At 54.9% G+C, this 16,174-nt stretch carries 30 protein-coding genes; all 30 read left to right on the top strand.

Translation table 11 applies throughout. From position 1 onward, the window contains the following. Window positions 1-125 precede the first annotated feature (125 nt). Window positions 126-437, top strand: coding sequence for a 30S ribosomal protein S10 (gene rpsJ, locus ELQ88_RS31365; protein ID WP_003186070.1), 312 nt, complete (start codon window positions 126-128; stop codon window positions 435-437). An 80-nt stretch (window positions 438-517) separates the two neighbouring features. Then, window positions 518-1,153, top strand: a complete 636-nt coding sequence (gene rplC / locus ELQ88_RS31360) for a 50S ribosomal protein L3 (RefSeq protein ID WP_003186059.1) — start codon at window positions 518-520, stop codon at window positions 1,151-1,153. Window positions 1,154-1,165: 12 nt separating this feature from the next. Next, window positions 1,166-1,768, top strand: coding sequence for a 50S ribosomal protein L4 (gene rplD, locus ELQ88_RS31355; protein ID WP_007896707.1), 603 nt, complete (start codon window positions 1,166-1,168; stop codon window positions 1,766-1,768). Next, window positions 1,765-2,064, top strand: a complete 300-nt coding sequence (gene rplW, locus ELQ88_RS31350) for a 50S ribosomal protein L23 (RefSeq protein WP_002555488.1) — start codon at window positions 1,765-1,767, stop codon at window positions 2,062-2,064. Before rplD ends, rplW begins: the two co-directional genes overlap by 4 nt. A gap of 14 nt (window positions 2,065-2,078) precedes the next feature. Beyond that, a complete protein-coding gene (gene rplB / locus ELQ88_RS31345) occupies window positions 2,079-2,903 on the top strand; it encodes a 50S ribosomal protein L2 (RefSeq protein ID WP_032884535.1) in 825 nt (274 codons plus the stop codon). 16 nt (window positions 2,904-2,919) lie between these two features. After that, complete coding sequence (gene rpsS / locus ELQ88_RS31340) at window positions 2,920-3,195, top strand: 30S ribosomal protein S19 (RefSeq protein WP_002555486.1); 276 nt, start codon at window positions 2,920-2,922, stop codon at window positions 3,193-3,195. A 13-nt stretch (window positions 3,196-3,208) separates the two neighbouring features. After that, window positions 3,209-3,541 (top strand): 50S ribosomal protein L22, encoded by a 333-nt coding sequence (rplV, locus tag ELQ88_RS31335; RefSeq protein WP_003103908.1) that lies wholly within the window; start codon window positions 3,209-3,211, stop codon window positions 3,539-3,541. Window positions 3,542-3,554: 13 nt separating this feature from the next. Continuing rightward, on the top strand, window positions 3,555-4,241 hold the full coding sequence (gene rpsC, locus ELQ88_RS31330) for a 30S ribosomal protein S3 (protein ID WP_003176422.1): 687 nt from the start codon (window positions 3,555-3,557) through the stop codon (window positions 4,239-4,241). Window positions 4,242-4,253: 12 nt separating this feature from the next. Further along, entirely contained in the window at window positions 4,254-4,667 is a 414-nt protein-coding gene (gene rplP / locus ELQ88_RS31325; RefSeq protein WP_007943783.1) for a 50S ribosomal protein L16, read from the top strand. Then, entirely contained in the window at window positions 4,667-4,858 is a 192-nt protein-coding gene (gene rpmC, locus ELQ88_RS31320) for a 50S ribosomal protein L29 (protein ID WP_008030901.1), read from the top strand. The genes rplP and rpmC overlap by 1 nt, the downstream gene beginning before the upstream one ends. 2 nt (window positions 4,859-4,860) lie before the next feature. After that, a complete protein-coding gene (gene rpsQ, locus ELQ88_RS31315) occupies window positions 4,861-5,127 on the top strand; it encodes a 30S ribosomal protein S17 (RefSeq protein WP_003176419.1) in 267 nt (88 codons plus the stop codon). Between the two features lie 23 nt (window positions 5,128-5,150). Next, complete coding sequence (gene rplN / locus ELQ88_RS31310; RefSeq protein WP_002555479.1) at window positions 5,151-5,519, top strand: 50S ribosomal protein L14; 369 nt, start codon at window positions 5,151-5,153, stop codon at window positions 5,517-5,519. An 11-nt stretch (window positions 5,520-5,530) separates the two neighbouring features. Further along, window positions 5,531-5,845, top strand: coding sequence for a 50S ribosomal protein L24 (gene rplX, locus ELQ88_RS31305; protein ID WP_003176416.1), 315 nt, complete (start codon window positions 5,531-5,533; stop codon window positions 5,843-5,845). A gap of 22 nt (window positions 5,846-5,867) precedes the next feature. Continuing rightward, on the top strand, window positions 5,868-6,407 hold the full coding sequence (gene rplE, locus ELQ88_RS31300) for a 50S ribosomal protein L5 (protein ID WP_003176415.1): 540 nt from the start codon (window positions 5,868-5,870) through the stop codon (window positions 6,405-6,407). A gap of 13 nt (window positions 6,408-6,420) precedes the next feature. Beyond that, window positions 6,421-6,726: a 30S ribosomal protein S14 gene (gene rpsN / locus ELQ88_RS31295; RefSeq protein WP_003176414.1), complete on the top strand. Its 306-nt coding sequence runs from the start codon at window positions 6,421-6,423 to the stop codon at window positions 6,724-6,726. 209 nt (window positions 6,727-6,935) lie between these two features. After that, window positions 6,936-7,328: a 30S ribosomal protein S8 gene (gene rpsH / locus ELQ88_RS31290; RefSeq protein ID WP_003186040.1), complete on the top strand. Its 393-nt coding sequence runs from the start codon at window positions 6,936-6,938 to the stop codon at window positions 7,326-7,328. Window positions 7,329-7,340: 12 nt separating this feature from the next. Beyond that, window positions 7,341-7,874 carry a 50S ribosomal protein L6 gene (rplF, locus tag ELQ88_RS31285; protein ID WP_003176412.1) on the top strand — a complete coding sequence of 178 codons (534 nt, stop codon included), beginning with the start codon at window positions 7,341-7,343 and terminating at the stop codon, window positions 7,872-7,874. Window positions 7,875-7,884: 10 nt separating this feature from the next. Next, window positions 7,885-8,235 (top strand): 50S ribosomal protein L18, encoded by a 351-nt coding sequence (rplR, locus tag ELQ88_RS31280; RefSeq protein WP_003186037.1) that lies wholly within the window; start codon window positions 7,885-7,887, stop codon window positions 8,233-8,235. Between the two features lie 3 nt (window positions 8,236-8,238). Beyond that, entirely contained in the window at window positions 8,239-8,739 is a 501-nt protein-coding gene (gene rpsE, locus ELQ88_RS31275) for a 30S ribosomal protein S5 (RefSeq protein WP_007943782.1), read from the top strand. Window positions 8,740-8,741: 2 nt separating this feature from the next. After that, window positions 8,742-8,918 carry a 50S ribosomal protein L30 gene (gene rpmD / locus ELQ88_RS31270; RefSeq protein WP_003186033.1) on the top strand — a complete coding sequence of 59 codons (177 nt, stop codon included), beginning with the start codon at window positions 8,742-8,744 and terminating at the stop codon, window positions 8,916-8,918. Between the two features lie 3 nt (window positions 8,919-8,921). Continuing rightward, a complete protein-coding gene (gene rplO, locus ELQ88_RS31265; protein ID WP_064680056.1) occupies window positions 8,922-9,359 on the top strand; it encodes a 50S ribosomal protein L15 in 438 nt (145 codons plus the stop codon). After that, window positions 9,360-10,688, top strand: a complete 1,329-nt coding sequence (gene secY / locus ELQ88_RS31260; RefSeq protein ID WP_128872501.1) for a preprotein translocase subunit SecY — start codon at window positions 9,360-9,362, stop codon at window positions 10,686-10,688. 28 nt (window positions 10,689-10,716) lie between these two features. Continuing rightward, window positions 10,717-10,833 (top strand): 50S ribosomal protein L36, encoded by a 117-nt coding sequence (rpmJ, locus tag ELQ88_RS31255; RefSeq protein WP_002555468.1) that lies wholly within the window; start codon window positions 10,717-10,719, stop codon window positions 10,831-10,833. A 129-nt stretch (window positions 10,834-10,962) separates the two neighbouring features. After that, complete coding sequence (rpsM, locus tag ELQ88_RS31250) at window positions 10,963-11,319, top strand: 30S ribosomal protein S13 (protein ID WP_003186020.1); 357 nt, start codon at window positions 10,963-10,965, stop codon at window positions 11,317-11,319. Between the two features lie 30 nt (window positions 11,320-11,349). Then, complete coding sequence (rpsK, locus tag ELQ88_RS31245; protein ID WP_002555466.1) at window positions 11,350-11,739, top strand: 30S ribosomal protein S11; 390 nt, start codon at window positions 11,350-11,352, stop codon at window positions 11,737-11,739. Between the two features lie 18 nt (window positions 11,740-11,757). Then, on the top strand, window positions 11,758-12,378 hold the full coding sequence (gene rpsD / locus ELQ88_RS31240) for a 30S ribosomal protein S4 (protein WP_003210056.1): 621 nt from the start codon (window positions 11,758-11,760) through the stop codon (window positions 12,376-12,378). A 22-nt stretch (window positions 12,379-12,400) separates the two neighbouring features. Then, entirely contained in the window at window positions 12,401-13,402 is a 1,002-nt protein-coding gene (gene rpoA, locus ELQ88_RS31235) for a DNA-directed RNA polymerase subunit alpha (protein ID WP_003176403.1), read from the top strand. A gap of 42 nt (window positions 13,403-13,444) precedes the next feature. Continuing rightward, window positions 13,445-13,831: a 50S ribosomal protein L17 gene (rplQ, locus tag ELQ88_RS31230; protein ID WP_008145500.1), complete on the top strand. Its 387-nt coding sequence runs from the start codon at window positions 13,445-13,447 to the stop codon at window positions 13,829-13,831. A gap of 204 nt (window positions 13,832-14,035) precedes the next feature. Further along, the gene (locus tag ELQ88_RS31225; RefSeq protein ID WP_128872500.1) at window positions 14,036-15,490 is read left to right on the top strand and encodes a catalase; all 1,455 of its coding nucleotides are present in this window, start codon (window positions 14,036-14,038) and stop codon (window positions 15,488-15,490) included. A gap of 149 nt (window positions 15,491-15,639) precedes the next feature. Beyond that, a complete protein-coding gene (gene bfr / locus ELQ88_RS31220; RefSeq protein ID WP_128872499.1) occupies window positions 15,640-16,104 on the top strand; it encodes a bacterioferritin in 465 nt (154 codons plus the stop codon). Window positions 16,105-16,174 lie beyond the last annotated feature (70 nt).

Here is a 16,174-nt window from a genome sequence, read left to right as displayed (position 1 = left end):
AGCCCCCCGCTCAGCGGGGGGCTTTTTTATTGGGTTGACACCCATATGGGGCGTCTATAGAATTGCGCCTCCTTTTAACGGGCGTATTGCGCTCGGTGGGAATAGCAGCCGGAGTCTGAAATCCAATGCAAAATCAGCAAATCCGTATCAGGTTGAAGGCTTTTGACCATCGCCTGATCGACCAATCCACCCAGGAAATCGTGGAAACCGCGAAACGTACTGGTGCTCAAGTGCGTGGTCCAATTCCACTGCCTACCCGTAAAGAGCGGTTCACCGTTCTGGTCTCCCCGCACGTCAACAAAGACGCGCGTGACCAGTACGAGATCCGTACTCATAAGCGCGTTCTGGACATCGTCCAGCCAACGGATAAAACCGTTGATGCTCTTATGAAGCTTGATCTTGCGGCCGGTGTGGAAGTGCAGATCAGCCTCGGCTAAGACTCGGTCTTAGTCGTGTAACGCTCTGAAATGGGCGGCCATAGCGGGTGAAAGCCCCGTACACTCATGAGGTTTACAACATGACTATTGGTGTAGTCGGTCGTAAATGCGGTATGACCCGTATTTTCACCGAAGAAGGTGTCTCCATTCCGGTCACGGTCATTGAGATCGAGCCGAATCGCGTCACCCAGTTCAAAACTGAAGAGACCGATGGCTATCGTGCAGTGCAGGTCACTGTAGGCGAGCGTCGTGCTTCGCGTGTTACAGCTGCTCAGGCTGGCCACTTCGCTAAAGCGAACGTTGCCGCTGGTCGTACCGTAATGGAATTCCGCCTTGAAGAAGGCGAGTACCAGGCCGGCGATCTGATCAACGCTGAAATCTTCGCCGCTGGTCAACTGGTTGATGTAACCGGTCAGTCCAAGGGTAAAGGCTTCCAGGGTACGATCAAGCGTTGGAATTTCCGCGGGCAAGATAATACCCACGGTAACTCCGTGTCCCACCGCGTTCCAGGCTCTATCGGCCAGTGCCAGACTCCTGGTCGTGTATTCAAGGGCAAAAAAATGTCCGGTCATATGGGCGCTGAGCGCGTGACCGTGCAGTCCCTCGAAGTAGTGCGCGTGGACGCTGAACGCAATCTGTTGTTGGTCAAGGGTGCTGTTCCTGGCGCTACTGGCGGCAACTTGGTTGTACGTCCAGCAGCCAAGGCTCGCGGTTAAGGGGAAGCTGACATGCAATTAAATGTAAATGACGCTCAAGCGATCGAAGTTTCCGAACTGACATTTGGCGGCGAATTCAACGAGACGCTGGTTCACCAAGCAGTCGTGGCCTACATGGCCGGCGGCCGTCAAGGTAGCAAGCAGCAAAAGACCCGTTCCGACGTTCGTGGTGGCGGTAAGCGCCCATGGCGTCAGAAAGGTACTGGCCGTGCTCGTGCCGGTACTATCCGTAGCCCAATCTGGCGTGGCGGCGGTACCACTTTCGCAGCTCGTCCTCAGGATCACACCCAGAAGCTGAACAAGAAGATGTATCGCGCAGCAATGCGTTCCATCCTTGCTGAGCTGGTGCGTACTGATCGTCTGGTTGTGGTTCAGGACTTCGCTGTTGATGCACCGAAGACCAAAGATCTGCTGAACAAACTGACCGGCATGGGCCTGACTGACGTCTTGATCGTGTCTGAAGTGGTTGATCAGAACCTGTACCTGGCTGCTCGCAACCTGCCACACGTTGATGTACGTGACGTGCAAGGTTCCGATCCAGTTAGTCTGATCGCATACGACAAGGTGTTGATCACCGTGTCGGCCGTGAAGAAATTCGAGGAGCTGCTGGGATGAACCAGGAACGCGTATTTAAAGTTCTGCTTGGCCCGCACGTTTCCGAGAAGGCTACGGTTCTGGCTGACAAGAAAGGCCAGTTCGTTTTCAAGGTTGCAACTGACGCAACCAAGCTGGAAATCAAGAAGGCCGTCGAAAGCCTGTTCAGCGTGAAAGTAGAGCGTGTTACTACCCTGAATGTTCTGGGTAAGAGCAAGCGCACTGCTCGCGGTCTGGGCAAGCGTAATGACTGGAAGAAGGCAGTTATCTCCCTTCAGCCAGGCCAAGATCTCGATTTCAGCAGCAGTGCTGAGTAAGGAAGGGGTGCATCATGGCAATCGTTAAATGCAAACCGACTTCCCCTGGCCGCCGTTTTGTGGTCAAGGTGGTCAACCAGGAGCTGCATAAAGGCGCTCCTCACGCACCGCTGCTCGAGAAAAAATCGAAGACTGGTGGTCGTAACAACAATGGTCGCATTACCACTCGTCACATCGGTGGTGGCCATAAGCAGCATTATCGTCTGGTCGATTTCCGTCGCAACGACAAAGATGGCATCACTGCCACTGTCGAGCGTATCGAATACGATCCAAACCGTACTGCTCACATCGCTCTGCTGCTGTACGCAGATGGCGAGCGTCGCTACATCATCGCGCCTAAAGGCGTGAGTGCTGGCGACCAGCTGATCGCAGGTGCCCTGGCACCGATCAAGCCGGGCAACGCTCTGCAACTGCGTAACATTCCAGTTGGTAGCACCGTACACGGCATCGAATTGAAGCCAGGTAAAGGCGCTCAGATCGCTCGTTCCGCTGGTGCTTCGGCTCAGCTGATCGCTCGTGAAGGTGTCTACGTGACCCTGCGTCTGCGTTCTGGTGAGATGCGTAAAGTGCTGGCTGAATGCCGCGCGACCCTGGGCGAAGTCTCGAACTCCGAGCACAGCCTGCGTTCGCTGGGTAAAGCTGGTGCCAAACGCTGGCGTGGCGTTCGCCCAACCGTTCGTGGTGTTGCCATGAACCCGGTTGACCACCCACATGGTGGTGGTGAAGGTCGTACCTCTGGTGGTCGTCATCCGGTATCGCCATGGGGCTTCCCGACTAAGGGCGCGAAGACTCGTGGTAATAAGCGTACCGACAAAATGATCGTCCGTCGTCGCAAGTAAATAGAGGGATACGACAGTGCCACGTTCTCTGAAAAAAGGTCCTTTTATTGATCTTCACCTACTGAAGAAGATCGAAGTGGCGGCGGAAAAGAACGATCGCAAACCAGTGAAAACCTGGTCGCGTCGTTCGATGATCCTGCCACAAATGGTCGGTTTGACCATTGCAGTGCATAACGGTCGTCAACATGTTCCAGTTCTCGTGAACGAAGACATGGTCGGCCACAAACTGGGCGAGTTTGCCGGTACCCGCACATATCGTGGGCACGTGGCAGACAAGAAAGCCAAGCGTTAAGGGGTAAGGAACGATGGAAGTAGCCGCTAAGTTGTCGGGCGCTCGAATCTCCGCCCAGAAAGCCCGCTTGGTCGCCGACCAGATCCGCGGGAAGAAGGTGGGCGAAGCGCTCAACCTGTTGGCTTTCAGCAGTAAGAAAGCCGCCGAGATCATGAAGAAAGTGCTGGAGTCGGCCGTAGCCAACGCCGAGCATAACGAAGGCGCAGACGTTGATGACCTTAAAGTCAGCACCGTTTTCGTCAACGAAGGGCGTTCGCTGAAGCGAATCATGCCACGTGCCAAAGGCCGTGCTGATCGCATCGTCAAGCGGTCTTGCCATATCACTGTCAAGGTTGCTGACAAGTAACGGAGTCGAAGAGATGGGTCAGAAAGTACATCCCATTGGCATTCGCCTGGGAATCGTCAAGGAGCACACCTCCGTCTGGTACGCAGACGGTCGGACTTATGCGGACTATTTGTTCGCTGATCTGAAGGTGCGTGAGTATCTCCAAGACAAACTAAAAAGCGCGTCCGTAAGCCGTATCGATATCCATCGTCCGGCTCAAACTGCACGTATCACCATCCACACCGCTCGTCCAGGTATCGTTATCGGGAAGAAAGGTGAAGATGTTGAGAAACTGCGTCAGGACCTGACCAAACAAATGGGTGTGCCTGTGCACATCAATATCGAAGAAATCCGCAAGCCGGAACTCGACGGTATGTTGGTTGCGCAGAGCGTAGCTCAGCAGCTGGAGCGTCGCGTAATGTTCCGTCGCGCTATGAAGCGCGCTGTACAGAACGCCATGCGCATTGGTGCCAAAGGCATCAAAATCCAAGTGAGCGGTCGTCTCGGCGGTGCTGAAATCGCACGTACTGAATGGTATCGCGAAGGTCGTGTGCCACTGCACACCCTGCGTGCCGACATCGACTATGCCAACTACGAAGCTCACACCACTTACGGTGTGATCGGTGTAAAGGTTTGGATCTTCAAGGGCGAAGTAATTGGTGGTCGCCAAGAAGAACTGAAACCACAAGCACCAGCGCCTCGTAAAAAAGCTGCTAAGTAAGGGGTACGCCAAATGTTGCAACCAAAGCGTACGAAGTTCCGCAAGCAGATGACAGGCCACAACCGTGGTCTGGCTCAGCGCGGTAGCAAAGTCAGCTTCGGCGAATATGCGCTGAAGTCTGTAGCTCGTGGTCGTCTCACCGCTCGTCAGATCGAGTCAGCGCGTCGTGCACTGACCCGTCACGTTAAACGTGGCGGCAAGATCTGGATCCGTGTATTCCCGGACAAGCCTATTTCCAAAAAGCCCCTCGAAGTTCGGATGGGTAAAGGTAAGGGTAGTGTGGAGTACTGGGTTGCCCAGATTCAGCCAGGCAAAGTCCTGTATGAAATCGAGGGCGTTTCTGAAGAGCTGGCGCGTGAGGCTTTTGCCCTGGCTGCTGCAAAGCTGCCGCTCGCCACCGCTTTTGTTAAACGGACGGTGATGTGATGAAAGCGAACGAACTTCGTGAAAAAGACGCGCCGCAGCTTAACGAGCAACTGCTCGGCCTGCTGCGCGACCAGTTCAATCTGCGTATGCAGAAAGCAACTGGCCAGTTGGGGCAGTCTCACCTGCTCCGGCAAGTTAAGCGTGACATCGCTCGCGTGAAGACTGTGCTCAAACAGCAGGCAGGTAAGTAATCATGGCTGAAGCCGAAAAAACCGTCCGTACGCTGACTGGCCGTGTTGTCAGCGACAAAATGGACAAGACCATCACCGTTCTGATCGAGCGTCGCGTAAAGCACCCGATCTACGGTAAATACGTTAAGCGTTCGACTAAGCTGCACGCGCACGACGAAACCAATCAGTGCCACATCGGCGACAAAGTCACTATTCGTGAAACTCGTCCTTTGGCCAAGACCAAGTCTTGGGCGCTGGTTGATGTTCTCGAACGCGCTGTGGAAGTCTAAGGACTAGGGGTCGGAGAAATTATATGATTCAGACTCAATCCATGCTCGATGTGGCCGATAACAGCGGCGCACGCCGCGTTATGTGCATCAAGGTGCTGGGTGGCTCCCATCGTCGTTACGCTGGTATCGGTGACATCATCAAAGTTACCGTGAAGGAAGCAATTCCTCGCGGTAAAGTGAAAAAAGGCCAAGTGATGACTGCTGTTGTAGTCCGCACTCGTCACGGCGTACGTCGTGCTGATGGCTCCATTATCCGCTTTGATGGCAACGCTGCTGTTCTTCTGAACAACAAGCAAGAGCCGATCGGCACCCGTATCTTTGGGCCAGTGACCCGTGAACTTCGTACTGAGAAGTTCATGAAGATCGTCTCGCTCGCCCCAGAAGTGCTGTAAGGAGATCCGACATGCAAAAGATTCGTCGTGACGACGAGATCATCGTGATCGCCGGCAAAGACAAAGGTAAGCGCGGTAAGGTGCTTAAGGTTCTCGCTAATAACCGTCTGGTTATCGGCGGTCTGAACCTGGTAAAGCGTCATACCAAGCCTAACCCGATGTCGGGCGTGCAAGGCGGTATCGTCGAAAAAGAAGCTCCACTGGACGCTTCTAACGTCGCCATTTTCAACGGCGAAACCAACAAGGCTGATCGCGTTGGTTTCAAAGTAGAAGACGGCAAGAAAATTCGTGTCTTCAAGTCGACCCAAAAAGCGGTTGATGCTTGAACACTGCTAGGTAGATAAGACCATGGCACGACTAAAAGAGATTTACTGGAAGGAAATCGCACCGAAACTTAAGGAAGAACTTAAGCTTTCGAACGTGATGGAAGTTCCACGCGTTACAAAAATCACCCTGAACATGGGTCTGGGCGAAGCGGTCGGTGACAAAAAAGTTATCGAGCACGCTGTTGCCGACCTGGAAAAGATCACCGGTCAGAAAGTCGTTGTGACTTACGCTCGGAAATCCATCGCTGGCTTTAAAGTCCGTGAAGGTTGGCCGATCGGCGTCAAAGTGACCCTGCGCCGTGAGCGTATGTACGAGTTCCTGGATCGTCTGCTGTCGATCTCCCTGCCTCGGGTTCGCGACTTCCGCGGCCTGAATGCCAAGTCCTTCGATGGTCGTGGTAACTACAGCATGGGCGTTAAAGAGCAGATCATCTTCCCGGAAATCGACTACGACAAGATCGATGCTCTCCGCGGTCTGGACATTACCCTGACCACCACTGCCAAGAACGATGATGAAGGTCGCGCCCTGTTGCGTGCTTTCAAATTCCCGTTCCGCAACTGATTGGAGTAGGAAAATGGCCAAGATGAGCATGAAAAACCGCGAGCTGAAGCGTCAGCTCACGGTTGCCAAGTACGCCAAAAAGCGTGCAGCACTGAAAGCTATCATCGTTGATCTGAACGCAAGTCCAGAAGCACGTTGGGAAGCTACAGTCGCTCTGCAGAAGCAGCCACGTGACGCAAGCGCTTCGCGCATGCGTAACCGCTGCCGCCTGACCGGTCGTCCACACGGCGTTTACCGCAAGTTCGGCCTTGGCCGTAACAAGCTGCGTGAAGCTGCAATGCGTGGTGACGTACCTGGTCTGGTTAAAGCCAGCTGGTAAGCACTGTCAAAGTCTCGGCGTCCAGGCTCGCAAGATCCTGACCGCCGGTGACCTTGAACTTGAATCAAGCCCCTTTTGGGGCTTGATTCATTTGTGGGGTGTGTCTAGAATACCCGGCTCGCCTGAGCCCGTGCTTTTTTCGCATGGATGGCTCGGCGACACGTAGTAGCCGCAAGGCTAATTTTTTGTGTATTAGGAGCGTCTAGCCCATGAGTATGCAGGACCCGTTAGCGGACATGCTAACTCGAATCCGTAATGCCCAGATGGCTGAAAAGTCCGTCGTAAGCATGCCATCTTCTACTTTGAAGGTAGCTGTTGCCAAAGTCCTGAAGGACGAAGGTTACATTGCGGGTTATCAGATCAGCAGCGAAATCAAGCCACTGCTGTCTATCGAGCTGAAATATTTCGAAGGCCGTCCGGTCATCGAAGAAGTGAAGCGCGTTAGCCGTCCAGGCCTGCGTCAGTACAAGTCCGTCGATGATCTGCCGAAAGTTCGTGGCGGTCTCGGTGTGTCTATCGTCTCCACCAACAAAGGTGTGATGACGGATCGTGCTGCGCGCGCTGCCGGTGTCGGCGGCGAAGTTCTTTGCACTGTGTTCTAAGGGGGGATAAGCATGTCACGCGTCGCTAAGAACCCCGTTAAGCTGCCAGCCGGTGTCGAAGTCAAATTCGCAGGCCAACAGCTTTCGGTGAAGGGTGCCAAGGGCACTCTCGAACTGAACATCCATTCGTCCGTTGAGATTGTTGAAGAAGCCGGTGAGCTGCGTTTTGCTGCTCGCAATGGCGATCAACAGACTCGCGCAATGGCTGGTACCACTCGTGCGTTGGTAAACAACATGGTCCAAGGCGTAAGCCAAGGCTTCGAGCGCAAGCTCCAGCTGGTCGGTGTTGGTTACAAAGCGCAAGCAAAAGGCACAGTGCTGAACCTGGCTCTTGGCTTCTCGCACCCAGTGGATTATGAACTGCCGGAAGGCATCACCGCTGAGACTCCTAGCCAGACCGATATCCTGATCAAGGGCATCGATAAGCAGCTGGTAGGTCAAGTGGCCGCCGAGATCCGCGACTTCCGTCCACCAGAGCCGTACAAAGGCAAAGGTGTGCGCTACGCGGACGAAGTCGTCCGTCGTAAAGAAGCCAAGAAGAAGTAGGGCATAGCAAATGACCGACAAAAAAGTTACTCGACTGCGTCGCGCTCGCAAAGCACGCCTGAAAATGCACGAACTCGAAGTCGTGCGTCTCTGCGTGTTCCGCTCGTCGCAGCACATCTACGCCCAGGTCATTTCGGCCGACGGCAACAAAGTCCTGGCATCTGCCTCGACTTTGGATAAAGAACTGCGTGATGGCGCCACTGGCAACATCGACGCGGCCACTAAGGTTGGCCAGCTGGTCGCTACGCGTGCAAAAGCCGCTGGCGTCTCGCAGGTGGCTTTCGACCGCTCTGGCTTCAAGTATCACGGCCGCGTCAAGGCGCTGGCTGATGCTGCTCGTGAAGCTGGGCTGGAGTTCTAAGTTATGTCAAATAACGACCAAAAGCGCGACGAAGGCTACATTGAGAAGCTGGTTCAAGTTAACCGCGTAGCCAAAACCGTTAAAGGCGGCCGTATCTTCACTTTCACCGCGTTGACCGTGGTTGGTGATGGTAAAGGGCGTGTTGGCTTCGGCCGTGGCAAGTCACGTGAAGTGCCTGCTGCGATCCAGAAGGCAATGGAAGCTGCTCGCCGCAACATGATCCAAGTTGATCTGAACGGCACCACGCTGCAGTACGCAATGAAGTCCGGTCACGGCGCTTCGAAGGTGTACATGCAGCCTGCTTCTGAAGGTACCGGTATCATCGCTGGCGGCGCTATGCGTGCTGTCCTCGAGGTTGCTGGCGTTCAGAACGTTCTGGCCAAGTGCTACGGCTCGACTAACCCGGTAAACGTGGTTCACGCCACTTTCAAAGGTTTGAAGGCCATGCAGTCTCCTGAATCCATTGCCGCCAAGCGTGGCAAAAGCGTCAAGGAGATCTTCTGATCATGGCTACCGTTAAAGTTACGCTGATCAAAAGCATGACCGGCCGCATCCCTAACCACAAACTGTGCGTTAAGGGTCTGGGTCTGCGTCGCATCGGTCACACTGTAGAAGTACTTGATACTCCCGAGAATCGCGGGATGATCAACAAGGCTTACTACATGCTGCGTGTCGAGGGTTAATCGATGAAACTCAATGATCTGAGTCCAGCGCCGGGTTCCCGTCGCGAAAAGCATCGTCCGGGCCGTGGTATCGGTAGTGGTTTGGGCAAGACCGGTGGCCGTGGCCACAAAGGTCAGTCCTCCCGCTCCGGTGGCACCATCGCTCCAGGCTTTGAAGGCGGTCAACAGCCGCTGCATCGTCGCCTGCCGAAGTTCGGTTTCGTTTCCCTGAAGGCCATGGACCGCGCAGAAGTGCGTCTGTCCGAGCTGGCTAAAGTGGAAGGCGACATCGTCTCCGTGCAGTCCCTGAAAGATGCCAACGTGATCAACGTCAACGTACAGCGTGTGAAAATCATGCTGTCCGGCGAAGTTACTCGCGCTGTCACCATCGGAAAGGGAATCGGCGCCACCAAAGGTGCGCGTGCGGCTATCGAAGCAGCTGGCGGCAAGTTCGAGGAATAAATGGCTAAGCAAGGTGCTCTCTCTGCGCTCGGCAAAGGCGGTATGTCTGAACTCTGGGCTCGTCTGCGTTTTCTGTTCCTGGCGATTATCGTCTACCGAATAGGCGCACACATCCCGGTTCCAGGTATCAACCCGGACCGACTCGCGGACCTGTTTCGACAGAATGAGGGGACCATTCTTAGCTTGTTCAACATGTTTTCCGGCGGCGCGCTGGAACGGATGAGCATCTTTGCACTGGGGATCATGCCGTACATTTCGGCATCGATCATCATGCAACTGATGTCCGCCGTCAGCCCGCAACTGGAGCAGTTGAAGAAGGAAGGTGAATCTGGGCGTCGCAAGATCGCCCAGTACACCCGCTACGGCACTGTCGTCCTCGCTCTTGTTCAGGCCATTGGCATGTCCATTGGTCTGGCGGGGCAGGGCGTATCGTTCACTGGTGACTTTGGCTTCCATTTCGTCGCGGTATCCACTTTTGTGGCTGGTGCGATGTTCATGATGTGGCTGGGTGAGCAGATTACTGAGCGTGGTGTTGGCAACGGTATCTCGATGTTGATTTTCGCAGGTATCGTCGCCGGTCTTCCGAGAGCGATCGGGCAGTCTTTCGAGTCTGCGCGTCAGGGTGATATCAACATTTTCGCCCTGGTTGCCATCGGTTTGCTGGCAGTAGCGATTATCGGTTTCGTGGTGTTCATTGAGCGTGGTCAGCGTCGTATTGCTGTTCACTACGCCAAGCGCCAGCAGGGCCGCAAGGTCTTCGCTGCGCAGACCAGCCACTTGCCGCTGAAGGTGAACATGGCCGGTGTTATTCCGGCTATTTTCGCGAGCAGCATCTTGCTGTTCCCGGCTTCGTTGGGTACCTGGTTCGGCCAGTCCGAAGGTTTGGGCTGGTTGCAGGACATCTCGCAGTCGATCGCTCCTGGTCAGCCGTTGAATATTCTGCTGTTTAGTGCAGGGATTATTTTCTTCTGCTTCTTCTATACGGCGTTGATGTTCAATCCGAAAGACGTAGCGGAAAACCTGAAGAAGTCCGGTGCCTTTATTCCGGGCATCCGTCCAGGCGAGCAGTCGGCGCGCTACATTGATGGCGTTCTGACCCGTTTGACCCTGTTCGGTGCTCTATATATGACGGCCGTGTGCCTGTTGCCCCAGTTCCTGGTGGTTGCAGCAAACGTTCCGTTCTACCTTGGCGGGACCTCGTTGCTGATCGTCGTCGTGGTTGTGATGGACTTCATGTCCCAAGTACAATCGCACCTCGTTTCGCACCAGTACGAATCCCTGATGAAGAAAGCCAACCTGAAGGGCTACGGCAGCGGCATGTTGCGCTGAGTACCCCATAAGGTTCGAGGAGTTGGTGATGAAAGTTCGTGCATCGGTGAAAAAGCTGTGCCGTAACTGCAAGATTATTCGCCGCGAAGGTGTTGTTCGAGTAATTTGCAGCGCGGAACCGCGTCACAAACAGCGCCAAGGCTGAGTGTGATCCGCTTGAAGCCCGGCAGCTAGTGCGCTGCCGGGTTGATTATTTGTTATTACAGCGATATTATCTCGCGCCCTATTTCTTGGCTTCCGGGGCGTAGGTAGCTGTCAATTGGAGTCCCACTGAATGGCCCGTATTGCAGGCGTTAACATTCCAGATAACAAGCACACTGTTATCTCGCTGACCTACATCTATGGTGTTGGTCGCACAACTGCACAGAAAATTTGTGCAGTGACTGGGGTAAACCCAGCCGCAAAGATCAAGGATCTGAGCGACGAGCAGATTGAACAGCTGCGTGGCGAAGTGGCGAAGTTCACCACTGAAGGTGACCTGCGTCGCGAAATCAACATGAAAATCAAGCGTTTGATGGACCTCGGTTGCTATCGCGGTCTGCGTCATCGTCGTGGTCTTCCAGTACGCGGTCAGCGTACCAAGACTAACGCGCGTACCCGTAAAGGTCCGCGTAAGCCGATCCGCAAGTAATCGCCCCAGCGAATCGACAGGAAAATTATCATGGCAAAACCTGCTGCTCGTCCTCGTAAAAAAGTTAAAAAGACAGTGGTTGATGGCATCGCCCACATCCATGCTTCTTTTAACAACACAATCGTGACCATCACCGACCGTCAAGGTAACGCGCTTTCTTGGGCTACCTCCGGTGGTTCGGGTTTCCGCGGTTCCCGCAAGTCCACCCCGTTTGCTGCTCAAGTAGCTGCTGAACGTGCTGGTCAAGCTGCGCTGGAATACGGCCTGAAAAACCTCGACGTTAACGTCAAAGGTCCAGGTCCAGGTCGTGAGTCTGCTGTCCGTGCTTTGAACGGCTGTGGCTATAAGATCGCCAGCATCACCGACGTGACGCCAATCCCGCACAACGGGTGCCGTCCGCCGAAGAAGCGCCGCGTGTAATCCAGGAGATTGTAAAGAATGGCTCGTTACATTGGTCCAAAATGCAAACTCGCTCGTCGCGAAGGCACCGATCTCTTCCTGAAGAGCGGCGTGCGCGCGATCGAATCGAAGTGCAACATTGAAGCAGCACCTGGTATCCACGGCCAACGCCGCGGTCGCCAGTCCGATTACGGCACCCAACTGCGTGAAAAGCAGAAGGTCCGTCGTATCTACGGCGTTCTCGAGCGTCAATTCAGCGGCTACTACAAAGAAGCTGCTGGCAAGAAAGGTGCAACCGGCGAAAACCTGTTGCAACTGCTCGAATGCCGTCTGGACAACGTTGTATACCGTATGGGTTTTGGCTCTACTCGTGCCGAATCCCGTCAGCTGGTATCGCACAAATCCGTCAGCGTTAACGGTCAGACCGTAAACGTGCCGTCGTACCAGGTTCGTGCTGGTGACGTGGTCGCGATTCGCGAGAAAGCAAAGAACCAACTTCGCATTGTCCAAGCTCTCGATCTGTGTGCCCAACGTGGCCGCGTAGAATGGGTAGAAGTAGACACTGAGAAGAAGTCGGGCGTTTTCAAGAACGTTCCAGCTCGCAGTGATCTGTCCGCCGACATCAACGAAAGCCTGATTGTCGAGCTCTACTCCAAGTAAGGGCTAGAAAATAGGTGCATCCATGCAGATTTCGGTAAATGAGTTCCTGACACCCCGCCATATTGATGTGCAGGTTGTCAGTCCAACCCGCGCCAAGATCACTCTCGAGCCTCTCGAGCGTGGTTTTGGCCACACCCTGGGCAACGCGCTGCGCCGCATCCTGTTGTCCTCAATGCCCGGCTGTGCAGTAGTCGAGGCCGAGATTGACGGTGTGCTCCACGAGTACAGCGCCATCGAAGGTGTACAGGAAGACGTAATTGAAATCCTGTTGAACCTTAAAGGTCTGGCTATCAAGCTGCACGGCCGTGACGAAGTTACGCTGACCTTGTCGAAGAAGGGTTCGGGGGTGGTTACCGCTGCCGATATTCAGCTGGATCATGATGTCGAGATCGTTAACCCCGATCACGTAATCGCTAACCTGGCGTCTAACGGCGCCTTGAACATGAAGCTCACCGTAGCTCGTGGTCGTGGTTATGAACCGGCAGACTCGCGTCAGAGCGATGAAGACGAAAGCCGCAGCATCGGTCGCTTGCAGCTTGACTCTTCGTTCAGCCCGGTTCGCCGTATCGCATACGTGGTGGAAAACGCCCGTGTCGAGCAGCGTACTAACCTGGACAAGCTGGTTATTGATCTGGAAACCAACGGTACCCTGGATCCTGAAGAGGCTATCCGCCGTGCTGCAACCATTCTGCAACAGCAGTTGGCTGCGTTCGTCGACCTCAAAGGTGACAGCGAACCAGTGGTAATCGAGCAGGAAGACGAGATCGATCCGATCCTGCTTCGCCCGGTTGACGATCTGGAACTGACTGTACGTTCGGCTAACTGCCTTAAGGCGGAAAACATCTACTACATCGGTGACCTGATTCAGCGTACCGAAGTAGAGCTGTTGAAGACTCCGAACCTTGGCAAGAAATCCTTGACTGAAATCAAGGACGTTCTGGCCTCCCGCGGTCTGTCCCTCGGCATGCGCCTCGACAACTGGCCGCCTGCAAGTCTTAAGAAGGACGACAAGGCGACTGCCTGATCGTCGTAATCACCGAACGTTGTGTTTGGTAAGGAATGAACCATGCGTCATCGTAAAAGTGGTCGTCACCTGAGCCGCACTAGCTCGCACCGCAAGGCCATGTTTCAAAACATGGCAGTGTCGCTGTTCGAGCACGAGCTGATCAAAACTACACTGCCGAAAGCTAAAGAACTGCGTCGCGTTGCTGAGCCGCTGATCACTTTGGCCAAGACAGACAGCCTGGCTAACCGCCGTCTGGCTTTCGACCGTACTCGTTCGAAAGCTATCGTTGGTAAGCTCTTCAACGACCTGGGCAAGCGTTACGCTACCCGTGAGGGTGGCTACCTGCGCATCCTCAAGTGCGGCTTCCGCACTGGCGACAACGCGCCTATGGCGTACGTCGAGTTGGTTGATCGTCCTGCCGGTGGTGAAGCTGTATCCGCTGAGTAAGACGTCAGTCTGAAACGAAAAACCGGGCCTTGTGCCCGGTTTTTTGTGCGCGCTCGAAAAGCCTGGGCCGTCGCCGTCATGCTAAGGATTAGTATTTTCTATCGGCGCAGGCGATTTAATAAATTTGATGGCGTCGTGTTCCTGGTCGATACTCCGAGTCAGCCGATTAGCCGGCCGTTCAAGACCGACAAAGGATGAGATCGCATGAGCCAAAGTAAAACGCTTACCACCGCCAGTGGCGCTCCTGTCGCCGACAATCAGAATTCCCGTTCCGCTGGCCCTCGTGGCCCGCTGCTGCTCGACGACTTCCACCTGATCGAGAAGCTTGCCCACTTCAACCGTGAAAACATCCCTGAGCGCCGTGTACACGCCAAAGGCTCGGGTGCTTACGGTACGTTCACTGTAACGCGTGACATCACCGGGTACAGCAGCGCCAAGCTGTTTGAGTCCATCGGCAAGCAAACCCCAACCTTCCTGCGGTTTTCCACCGTCGGCGGTGAGCGCGGTTCGGCCGACACCGAGCGCGATCCACGCGGATTCGCCCTGAAGTTCTATACCGAGGAAGGTAACTGGGACATTGTCGGCAACAACACGCCGGTATTTTTCATTCGTGACCCACTCAAATTTCCGGATTTTATCCACACCCAAAAGCGCCTGCCGCAAAGCAACCTGAAAAGTGCGCAGATGATGTGGGACTTCTGGTCGCATTCACCTGAGGCGTTGCACCAGGTCACCATTCTGTTCTCGGACCGCGGCATTCCCGACGGTTACCGTCACATGCACGGCTTTGGTAGCCACACCTACAGCCTGATCAACGCCAATGGCGAGCGGCACTGGGTGAAATGGCACTACAAGACCCAGCAAGGGATCAAAAACCTGGCCCCGGCAGATGCGGCACGCCTGGCCGGTACCGATCCGGATTACGCACAGCGTGACCTGTTCGAGGCGATCGAACGTGGTGATTTTCCGAAATGGCGCGTGTGCATTCAGATCATGACCGAGGCTCAAGCCGCGGCGCACCATGAGAACCCTTTCGACGTCACCAAGACCTGGTCGCAGAAACAATTTCCGCTGATCGAAGTCGGCGAACTGGAACTCAACCGCAATCCGCTGAATTACTTCGCAGAAGTGGAACAGGCTGCGTTCGGTCCGAGCAACATGGTACCCGGCGTCGGGCTGTCGCCAGACCGCATGCTGCAAGGTCGGGTGTTCGCTTACGCGGATGCTCACCGCTACCGTATCGGCACCAACCACCAGCAACTGCCGGTGAACGCGCCTCGCAGTCCGGTGAACAGCTACCAGCGTGATGGGTCGATGGCGTTCGGCGCCAATGGCGGTGCGGCACCTAACTATGAGCCAAACAGCTACGTCGAGTCGCCGAAACAGGCTCCTCGTTATGCCGAGCCTGCCTTGGCGCTGAGCGGCGCGGCGGATCGCTACGATCACCGCGAAGATACCGACTACTACAGCCACGCCGGCGCACTGTTTCGGTTGATGAGCGCTGAGCAGAAAAACCTGCTGGTCAACAACATCGCCGGTGCAATGGCCGGGGTTTCCGGTGATGTGATTGACCGTCAATTGCAGCATTTCTTCAGGGCCGATCAGGCGTATGGAGAAGCAATCGCAAAGGTATTGGGCGTACAGCTTAACGAAGTCTAAACGAGAAGCAGAACCGCCCTCATTTGGGCGGTTTTTGCGTTATTTAAGCTGCTTTTCTCAGAATATCTTCGCTTTTATAGCGCGAAGTGAGTGACCTTGCGCCGAGGTTGGTTCAAACTACAGACTTTAAAGCAGGGAGATGTAGGGCGATGCAAGGCCACCCAGACGTAATCGATTACCTCAACACGTTGCTGACCGGCGAGCTGGCGGCGCGTGATCAATATTTCATCCATTCGCGGATGTACGAGGACTGGGGTTTCACCGAGCTCTACGAACGTATCAATCACGAGATGGAAGAAGAAGCCGGACACGCTGATGCCCTGATGCGCCGGATTCTGATGCTCGAAGGCACACCGCGTATGCGTCCGGACGACCTTGATGTTGGCACCACTGTGCCTGACATGCTCGCTGCTGACCTGCGCCTGGAATACAAAGTCCGCGCCGCGCTCTGCAAGGGCATCAAACTCTGCGAGCAGCATAAGGACTATGTCAGCCGCGAGATGCTGCGGGTTCAATTGCATGACACCGAAGAAGACCACACCTATTGGCTTGAAAAGCAGATGGGTCTGATCAAGTTGATCGGGCTGGAGAATTACCTGCAATCGCAGTTCTGATGCTGCGGAACTGTAGGAGCCCGGCTTGCCGGCGAAGGCGTCCATGAGACCGCTATCGCCAGCAAGCTTG

Origin of the sequence: Pseudomonas sp. MPC6, from assembly GCF_006094435.1 — a bacterium.
Lineage (GTDB): Bacteria > Pseudomonadota > Gammaproteobacteria > Pseudomonadales > Pseudomonadaceae > Aquipseudomonas.
This window is presented reverse-complemented; position numbering and strand designations above follow the sequence as displayed.